This is a genomic window from Mycobacterium sp., assembly GCF_032162605.1.
Classification (GTDB): Bacteria; Actinomycetota; Actinomycetes; order Mycobacteriales; family Mycobacteriaceae; genus Mycobacterium.
In genome coordinates this window covers 1-8,024 of record NZ_JAVROT010000417.1, presented here as the reverse complement: position 1 = coordinate 8,024, position 8,024 = coordinate 1, and the positions used below count along the sequence as shown (strand labels likewise).

Below are 8,024 nucleotides of genomic sequence, written 5' to 3'. Positions count from 1 at the left end.
TGGTGACCAACGGCTGTAACGGCGACGGCGCCGGGCCGTGGCTCATCGAGCGGGCCGTGCGCCAGGCGAAGGTGGCCATTGCGGAGTCGGAGAACGACTTCGAGACAAGGTGCTCACCTTGCCCGAGCGGTTCTCGTTCCACGACCTACGCCACTACTTGGCGTCGCTGCTTATCGCGTCGGGGGCGGACATCAAGACAGTTCAGGCCCGGATGCGGCATGCGTCGGCGAGCACCACGTTGGACACCTACTCATCACCTGTGGCCCGACGCAGACGAGTCCACCCGCTCCGCGATCGATTCTGTGATCGCGAAGCGGGTGGACTCGGTTCAAGCTACTGCGGACGGTCTGCGGACGGACGCAGCCCCTCGCCGGAATCGCCGCAGGTGAAGGGGGTTAGCTGGCTTACACGTCGTAGTAGAGCGCGAACTCGTACGGATGAGGCCGGATCTGGATCGGCATGATCTCGTTCTCCCGCTTGTACGAGATCCAGGTGTCGATCAGGTCCTCGGTGAAGACACCGCCCTCGGTGAGGTATTCGTGATCCTCCTCGAGGCGGTCGATGACCGCGGACAGCGACGTCGGGGCCTGCGGGATGTTGGCGGCCTCGTCCGGGGGAAGTTCGTAGAGGTCCTTGTCAACGGGTGCCAACGGCTCGATCTTCTTCTTGATGCCGTCGATGCCTGCCATCAACATTGCCGCGAACGCCAGGTACGGGTTGCCCGAGCTGTCGGGGCAACGGAACTCGAGGCGCTTGGCCTTCGGGTTGTTGCCCGTGATCGGGATGCGGACGCAAGCCGAGCGGTTGCGCTGGCTGTAGACCAGGTTGATCGGCGCCTCGTAACCGGGCACCAACCGCTTGTAGGAGTTCACCGTCGGGTTGGTGAACGCCAGCAGCGACGGCGCGTGGTGCAGGATGCCGCCGATGTAGTGGCGGGCCAGATCGGACAGTCCGGCGTAGCCCGACTCGTCGTGGAACAGCGGCTTGCCGTCCTTCCACAGCGACTGGTGGGCGTGCATGCCCGACCCGTTGTCGCCGAACAGTGGCTTCGGCATGAAGGTCACGGTCTTGCCCGCGGCCCATGCGGTGTTCTTGATGATGTACTTGAACAGCAGCACGTCGTCGGCGGCAGCCAGCAGGGTGTTGAACTTGTAGTTGATCTCGGCCTGTCCCGCGGTGCCCACCTCGTGGTGACCGCGTTCCAGGGTGAAACCGGCGTTCTGCAGGTTGGTGGCCATCTCGTCGCGCAGGTCGACGTAGTGGTCGTACGGGGCGACTGGGAAGTAGCCACCCTTCTGGCGGACCTTGTAGCCCAAGTTCGGGCTGCCGTCGGCCTCGAACGGCTCACCGGTGTTCCACCAGCCCGACTCGGAGTCGACCTCGTAGGACGTGCCGTTGATCTTCGAGTCGAACGTCACTGAGTCGAAGATGTAGAACTCGGCTTCGGCACCGAAGAAGCACGTGTCGGCGATGCCAGTGCTGGTGAGGTAGTTCTCCGCCTTGCGGGCCACGTTGCGCGGATCGCGGGAGTACGCCTCGCGGGTGAACGGGTCGTGCACGAAGAACTGCAGATTCAGCGTCTTCGCGTGCCGGAACGGATCGATTCGTGCGGTCTCGGGATCCGGCAGCAGCATCATGTCGGATTCGTGGATGGACTGGAAGCCGCGCACCGACGAACCGTCGAAGGCGAGGCCATCATCGAAAACGCTCTCGTCGAAGGCCGAGGCCGGAATCGAGAAGTGCTGAACGACACCAGGAAGATCGCAGAATCGAATGTCGACGTACTCGACGTTCTCGTCCTTGATCAGCTTGAAGATGTCGTCCGCAGTCTTTTCTGCCACTGAGAATTCTCCTTTGTCACTGGTAACCCGCGGGTTGACGCTAGGTACAACATATTGCGCGCCGGTCAAACGCATGTTGCGCCGACGTTACGTAGTCGCTGTTCCAGACGCCCACCCTATGCTGGTTTTCATGGCCCGCTCCTTCGGTACCTGGCTGTCCGGCCCGCCGCCGTCCGACTCAGGCACACCCGACGAAGGTCCCAGCGACTTCCCAGGTCAGCGTCTCGGGCGGCCGCAATCCGGACCGGGATCGCTCGTCGGTCTGGGGCGGCGCGTCGGCGCGCTCCTGGTCGACTGGTTCATCGCCTACGGCCTCGCGAGCCTCGCCGTCACGTTCGGCTTCGTCACCACCCAGAACTTCTTGATGTCACAGATCGGATCCACGGCCGTGATGGGCGTCTGGCTGGTGCTCGGGGTCGTCTCGGTCCGGCTGTTCGGGTTCACACCCGGTCAGTACGCGCTCGGGTTGCGGGTCGCCTCCGTCGATCACCGCATGCACGTCGGACTCGGCCGCGCGCTCTGCCGCAGTCTGCTCATCGCCTTCGTGGTGCCCGCGCTGTTCACCGATGCCGACGGCCGCGGCCTTCAGGACCGGCTCACCGGCACGGCCGTCGTGCGGCGTTAGATGCCGTTCGCGCAAGCGCTCATCGGGCGCTGAGAGTTACTTCCTGCGCACCGTGCGCTGCACTCCGCGCATCTTCGCTCCTGCCGGCAGCGGGCCCTTCGGCATGGCAGCAGGCCCCATCCGAGAACCGAGCGCGGCCAAGCGCGACTCCAATGCATCCATCTGCTTGGCCGTGATGTTGGCGGGCAACTTGGTCAGGTGACGCTCCAGCTTCGACAGGGGCACCTCGCCCTCGCCGTTGCCGACGACGATGTCGTAGATCGGAGTGTCGCCGATGAGTCGCGCGGTCCGCTTCTTCTCCTGAGCCAGCAGCGGCTTGACGCGGGTGGCCGACCCCTCGCCGACGAAGATGACCCCGGGCCTGCCGATCACACGATGAACCGCGTCGAAGTGACCCGTCGCGGCGACGCCCGGAGTGACCCGCCACTTGCCGCGCAGGTTGTCCAGGGCCCAGGCGGCGGCACCGGTCTGTCCCTCGGCCTTGCGGTACACCGACTTCTGCGCCCTGCGCCCGAAGATGATGAACGCCACCAGCGCCCCGAGGACGACGCCAAGCGGAATCAGCGTGACCATCGTGAACGTGCTGCCACTGAGCACCCCCGCCACGACTGCCGCGGCCACGATCAGCACGAACGCGCCGATCATGTACGGCAGGAGCCGGGTGTCCTCCTTGCGCTGGATCTGGAACGCCTGCCAGAGCTGGCTCCTGCGTTCCTTGGATGCGGCCTTGCGCGCAGCCCTCGCCTCGGCCTTCGCGGCCTTGTCCGCACCGGTGTTGCCACTCTTCGCCATCCGATCAGGATACGGGTGGGTGTAACCGCGCGGCCTGCGCGTACAACTTGCCCGCCCGGTACGACGATCGGACGAGTGGTCCTGCGAGCACACCGGGGAATCCGAGCGCTTCGGCGAACGCCGCGTGCTCGACGAACTCATCGGGCTTGACCCAGCGTTCCACGGGATGGTGGCGCACCGTCGGCCGCAGGTACTGGGTGATGGTGATGATGTCGCAGCCCGCCCCGCGCAGATCGGTCAGTGCGGTGCGCACCTCCTCGGGCGTCTCGCCCATGCCGAGGATCAGATTGCTCTTCGTCACGAGCCCGTAGTCGCGGGCCGCGGTGATCACCGCCAGGCTGCGCTCGTACCGGAATGCCGGACGGATTCGCTTGAAGATGCGCGGCACCGTCTCGACGTTGTGCGCCAACACTTCCGGACGCGTTTCGAAGACGGTCTCGAGCTGCTCGGGAATGGCATTGAAGTCCGGGATCAGCAGCTCCACACCGGTGTTCGGGTTGAGCGCCTTGATCTGGCGCACCGTCTCGGCGTAGAGCCAAGCGCCACCGTCGGGCAGATCGTCGCGCGCGACACCGGTGACCGTCGAGTACCGCAGGCCCATCGCCTGCACGCTCTCGGCGACCCGCCGCGGTTCGTCACGATCGAGTTCAGCCGGCTTGCCCGTGTCGATCTGGCAGAAGTCGCACCGGCGGGTGCACTGTTCACCGCCGATGAGGAACGTGGCCTCGCGGTCCTCCCAGCACTCGTAGATGTTGGGGCAGCCCGCCTCCTCGCAGACGGTATGCAGACCCTCACGCTTGACCAGGGCCTTGAGTTCCTTGTACTCCGGGCCCATCTTCAGCTTGGTCTTGATCCACGGCGGCTTGCGCTCGATCGGTGTCTCGGCGTTGCGAACCTCGAGGCGCAACAACTTGCGTCCGCTTGGCGAAACCGGCAGGCCGGCAATTTCCGATCGAGGTGCCTCGCCGCTCTGCCCGATGCTCACTTCAACGATGCTAGCGCTGGACGCCCGTCGAGCGCGTCGCGGACCGCGTCGCCCACGGTGTCCGCAACGTCGTCGACCGTGATGCGGCGGCCGAGTTCGGTGGTCAGAGACGTCACGCCCGCGTCGGCGATGCCGCACGGCACGATTGACGTGAATGCCGAGAGATCACAATCACAGTTGAGGGCGAAGCCGTGCAGCGTGGTCGCCCGCGCCACCCGGATGCCGATCGCGCCGACCTTGCGCGCGGGCCGGTCGCGGTCGGCCGGGACCCACACGCCGGAGCGCCCTTCGATGCGGCCGGTGGTCAACCCGAGGCCGGCGCACACGGCGATCAGTGAATCTTCTAAGCGGCGAACGAATTTCACCACGTCCAGCGGCTGGACGAGGCCGACGATGGGGTAGCCGACGAGTTGGCCGGGCCCGTGCCAGGTGATCTTGCCGCCACGGTCGGTGTCGACGACGGGTGTGCTTGAAGCGACCGGCCGCTCCTGCGGTTCGGTGCGCTTGCCCGCGGTGTAGACCGCAGGATGCTCGAGCAGCAGCAGGGTGTCTCGGCCCCCGGCGACGCGGGCATCCGCGAGCTCGCGCTGCATCTGCCAGGCGCTGAGGTAGTCGACGGACCCCAGTCGCCGCACGTCGATGTCCGTCCCGGCCGACCGGACCGATGTTCCCGCCATGGGTTCGAGGCTACGCATGTTAGGTGCCCTTCGGCGCGGTGACGTAACCCAGAGCTTCGCCGATGGTGTTGTGGTGGAACTCGAAGCCGGCCCGCTCCAGCGCCGAGGGAATGGCGCGTTGTCCACCGAGGAGGCCCTCGTCGGCGAATTCGCCGAGCACGGCGCGCAGTCCGAACCCGGGGACCAGCAGGGGTGTTGGTCTATTGACCGCCCGGCCCAGCGCCGCGGTGAACTCGGCGTTGGTCACCGGCGCGGGTCCGGTCCCATTCACCGGACCGGCGAGTTCGCCGTGCCCGATCGCGAACAGCAGGGCCCGCACCTCGTCCTCGAGGCTGATCCACGGCATGTACTGGCGGCCGTTTCCCAGCCGCGCACCGAGCCCGAGGGAGAACAGCGGCTTGAGCCGCGCGAGCATGCCACCGGACGGCGACATGACCAGCCCGGTGCGCACCAGCACCACCCGCACCCCTGCGCTCTTCGCTGAATCGGTGGCGGCCTCCCAGTCCTGGCACAGCGTGGCGAGGAAGCCCTCGCCCGCCGGGCTGGATTCATCGAGCACCCGGTCGCGGGCATGCCCGTAGTAACCCACCGCACTCGAGTTGACGAGCACCGGAACGCCCGACTCCACGACGGCACGCGACAGCACCTCGGTGGGACCGATCCGGCTGTCGCGCAGGCTCTGCTTGAACGCCCCCGACCACCGCTTCTTGGCGACGCCGATACCGCACATGTTCACGACGGCGTCCGCGCCGCGCAGTGCGCTTGCGTCGAACTCCCCGGTGTCGGGGTTCCAGAAGACCTCGTCGGCGTTCGACGGTGCGCGTCGCACCAGCCGCAGCACCCGATTGTCTGCTGCGCGCAACGCCGACGTCAGCGCCGAACCGATCAGTCCCGACGATCCCGCAATCGCAATGACGGCATTGCCCGATGTCGCCGGCGGCCCGGCTGCGTTGGCCACAGGATGCTTACAGTCCGAGGTCGGCCTCGAACGCCCCCTCCTCGAGACGACGCTTGATGGTGGTCAGGAAGCGTCCGGCGTCCGCGCCATCGACGAGCCGATGGTCGTAGGTCAGAGGAAGGTAGGCCACCGAGCGCACGCCGATCGACTCGTTGCCGTTGCCGTCGACGACGACGCGGGGACGCTTGACGATCGCACCGGTGCCCAGCATCGCTGCCTGCGGCGGCACCAGGATGGGGGTGTCGAACAGGGCGCCCTGGCTGCCGATGTTGGTGATGGTGAACGTGCCACCGGACAGCTCGTCCGGCTTGAGGTTGCCCGATCGGGCGCGCGCCGCGATGTCGGCGATGGCCCGAGCCAGCCCGCCCAGGGACAGGTCACCTGCGTTGTGCACGACCGGGGAGAGCAGGCCCTGCTCGGTGTCGACGGCGAAGCCGAGGTGCTCGGAGTCGTAGTACGTGATCTCCTTGCTGTCCTCGTTGTAACTCGCGTTGACGTTCGGATGCGCCTTGAGCGCGTCGACCACGGCCACCGCGAAGAACGGCAGGAACGTCAGGTTGACGCCTTCGCGTTCGGCGAAGCTCGCCTTGGCGCGAGCCCGCAGAGCCACGATCTTGGTCAGGTCTACTTCGTGCGTCTGCGTCAATTGCGCTGTGGTCTGCAGACTTTCGCGCGTCTTCTTGGCAGTGATCTGGCGAATCCGGTTGGCCTTCTGCGTGGTGCCGCGCAGATGGGCCAGCGCGGGCGCCGGAGCAGGGGCAGAACGCTTGGCGGGCTCCGCCGAGGGACTGGGAGCCGACGGTGCGGGTGCCTTCTTGGCCTCCACCGCCGCGAGCACGTCCTGCTTGCGGATCCGGCCGCCGACGCCGGTGCCCTTGACCGAGCTCAGGTCGATGCCGTTCTCGCCGGCCAACTTGCGGACCAGAGGCGTCACGTACGGGCTGCCGTCGGACGACGGCTCCGTGGCGGCAGGAGCCTGCGCGGCAGGTGCCTCGGGTTCGGGCTCCTTCTTCGGTTCGGGCGTCGGTTCCGGCTTGGGTTCGGGCTTCGGTTCCGGCTTGGGTTCGGGCGTCGGTTCCGGCTTGGGTTCGGGCTTCGGTTCCTCGGCCTTCGGTTCCGGCTTGGGTTCGGGCTTCGGTTCGGGTTCCGGCTCCTCGGCGGGAGCCGACCCCACGGCGCCGATCTTGGCCAGCTCACCACCGACTTCGACGGTGTCGTCCTCCTCGGCGGTGATCGAGATCAGCGTGCCCGCGACGGGGGACGGGATCTCGGTGTCGACCTTGTCGGTGGACACCTCCACCAGCGCCTCGTCGACCTCGACGCTGTCGCCGACCTTCTTGAGCCACCGGGTCACGGTGCCCTCGGTGACCGACTCACCCAGTTCGGGCATCACCACCGACGTGGATTCACCGCCTCCGGAGGAGGAGGGAGCAGCCGACGGCTCCTCCTTCGCCTCGGGCTCTGGTTCAGGCTCCGGTTCGGGATCTGCCTCTGGCTCCGGGTCGGACTTCTCCTCGGCGGCGGGAGCGCTCTCGTCGCCGCCTTCAGCTGCGTCACCGATGGTGCCGAGGTCACCGCCGATCTCGACGGTGTCGTCCTCGTTGGCGATGATCTTGGTCAGCACGCCTGCGACTGGTGACGGAATCTCGGTGTCGACCTTGTCGGTCGACACCTCGAGCAAGGGCTCGTCGACCTCGACGGTGTCGCCCTCCTGCTTCAGCCATCGCGTGACGGTCCCTTCGGTGACGCTCTCACCGAGTGCGGGCATCTGGACGGTGATGGCCATGTGCGTTGACTCCTCGAACGGTGCTCGTGACGGGCCGAAATGCTGGTCCCCATCCTGTCATGTCCGTGCGCGTCGGTCGTCGCAGACCTATCCGATTCCCCCGAGTCGCTTTGCTCCAGCCCGCCGGAGCGCGTCCCGCTCTGGCACTATCGAAAGCGGTGGCAGCCGATCAAGAAGACGGCACGCCCGTGAAGGCGCGAAGGGAGTTGGGTCGAGTTGGGACTGTTCGACAGGTTCCGTCGTGGTTCCAAGCGCTCGTCCGACGGTCACGACCCCGCTACCGATCTGAAGTACCTGCGTCAGTGGGTCGCCGAACACGACGGCGTCGAGGCCTTTGTCGAACCGAAGACGACCGTCACC

The 8,024-nt window shown here is 66.7% G+C and carries 8 protein-coding genes and 1 pseudogene; 3 read left to right on the top strand and 6 right to left on the bottom strand.

The genetic code is table 11. From position 1 onward, the window contains the following. Positions 1-37: 37 nt before the first annotated feature. Positions 38-463, top strand: a complete 426-nt coding sequence (locus QOI01_RS23630; RefSeq protein WP_526385268.1) for a tyrosine-type recombinase/integrase — start codon at positions 38-40, stop codon at positions 461-463. On the opposite strand, the gene glnA is transcribed toward QOI01_RS23630, so the two are convergent. Then, complete coding sequence (gene glnA / locus QOI01_RS23625; protein ID WP_526385266.1) at positions 405-1,841, bottom strand: type I glutamate--ammonia ligase; 1,437 nt, start codon at positions 1,839-1,841, stop codon at positions 405-407. The genes QOI01_RS23630 and glnA overlap by 59 nt on opposite strands. A 130-nt stretch (positions 1,842-1,971) precedes the next feature. Here glnA and QOI01_RS23620 point away from each other — a divergent pair, with 130 nt between their 5' ends. Continuing rightward, a complete protein-coding gene (locus QOI01_RS23620; RefSeq protein ID WP_526385264.1) occupies positions 1,972-2,466 on the top strand; it encodes an RDD family protein in 495 nt (164 codons plus the stop codon). A gap of 36 nt (positions 2,467-2,502) precedes the next feature. Here the strand turns inward: QOI01_RS23620 and QOI01_RS23615 are convergent, their stop codons facing one another. The 5 genes from QOI01_RS23615 to sucB are packed head-to-tail and all read right to left on the bottom strand — an operon-like array spanning position 2,503 to position 7,664. Continuing rightward, on the bottom strand, positions 2,503-3,258 hold the full coding sequence (locus tag QOI01_RS23615) for a DUF4191 family protein (protein WP_526385262.1): 756 nt from the start codon (positions 3,256-3,258) through the stop codon (positions 2,503-2,505). A gap of 4 nt (positions 3,259-3,262) precedes the next feature. Beyond that, a complete protein-coding gene (gene lipA / locus QOI01_RS23610; protein WP_526385270.1) occupies positions 3,263-4,195 on the bottom strand; it encodes a lipoyl synthase in 933 nt (310 codons plus the stop codon). 44 nt (positions 4,196-4,239) lie between these two features. Further along, positions 4,240-4,920 carry a lipoyl(octanoyl) transferase LipB gene (gene lipB / locus QOI01_RS23605; protein WP_526385260.1) on the bottom strand — a complete coding sequence of 227 codons (681 nt, stop codon included), beginning with the start codon at positions 4,918-4,920 and terminating at the stop codon, positions 4,240-4,242. Between the two features lie 19 nt (positions 4,921-4,939). Then, complete coding sequence (locus tag QOI01_RS23600) at positions 4,940-5,878, bottom strand: TIGR01777 family oxidoreductase (RefSeq protein ID WP_526385258.1); 939 nt, start codon at positions 5,876-5,878, stop codon at positions 4,940-4,942. A gap of 7 nt (positions 5,879-5,885) precedes the next feature. After that, positions 5,886-7,664, bottom strand: a complete 1,779-nt coding sequence (gene sucB / locus QOI01_RS23595; protein ID WP_526385256.1) for a 2-oxoglutarate dehydrogenase, E2 component, dihydrolipoamide succinyltransferase — start codon at positions 7,662-7,664, stop codon at positions 5,886-5,888. A 216-nt stretch (positions 7,665-7,880) separates the two neighbouring features. Here sucB and QOI01_RS23590 point away from each other — a divergent pair. Then, a pseudogene (locus QOI01_RS23590) lies at positions 7,881-8,024 on the top strand (oxidoreductase); the annotation flags it as partial.

Excerpts from the sequence above, each read along its gene's own strand:
- QOI01_RS23620 (WP_526385264.1), top strand. The coding sequence starts at position 1,972 with ATGGCCCGCTCCTTCGGTACCTGGCTGTCCGGCCCGCCGCCGTCCGAC.
- sucB (WP_526385256.1), bottom strand. The coding sequence starts at position 7,664 with ATGGCCATCACCGTCCAGATGCCCGCACTCGGTGAGAGCGTCACCGAA.
- lipB (WP_526385260.1), bottom strand. The coding sequence starts at position 4,920 with ATGGCGGGAACATCGGTCCGGTCGGCCGGGACGGACATCGACGTGCGG.
- QOI01_RS23615 (WP_526385262.1), bottom strand. The coding sequence starts at position 3,258 with ATGGCGAAGAGTGGCAACACCGGTGCGGACAAGGCCGCGAAGGCCGAG.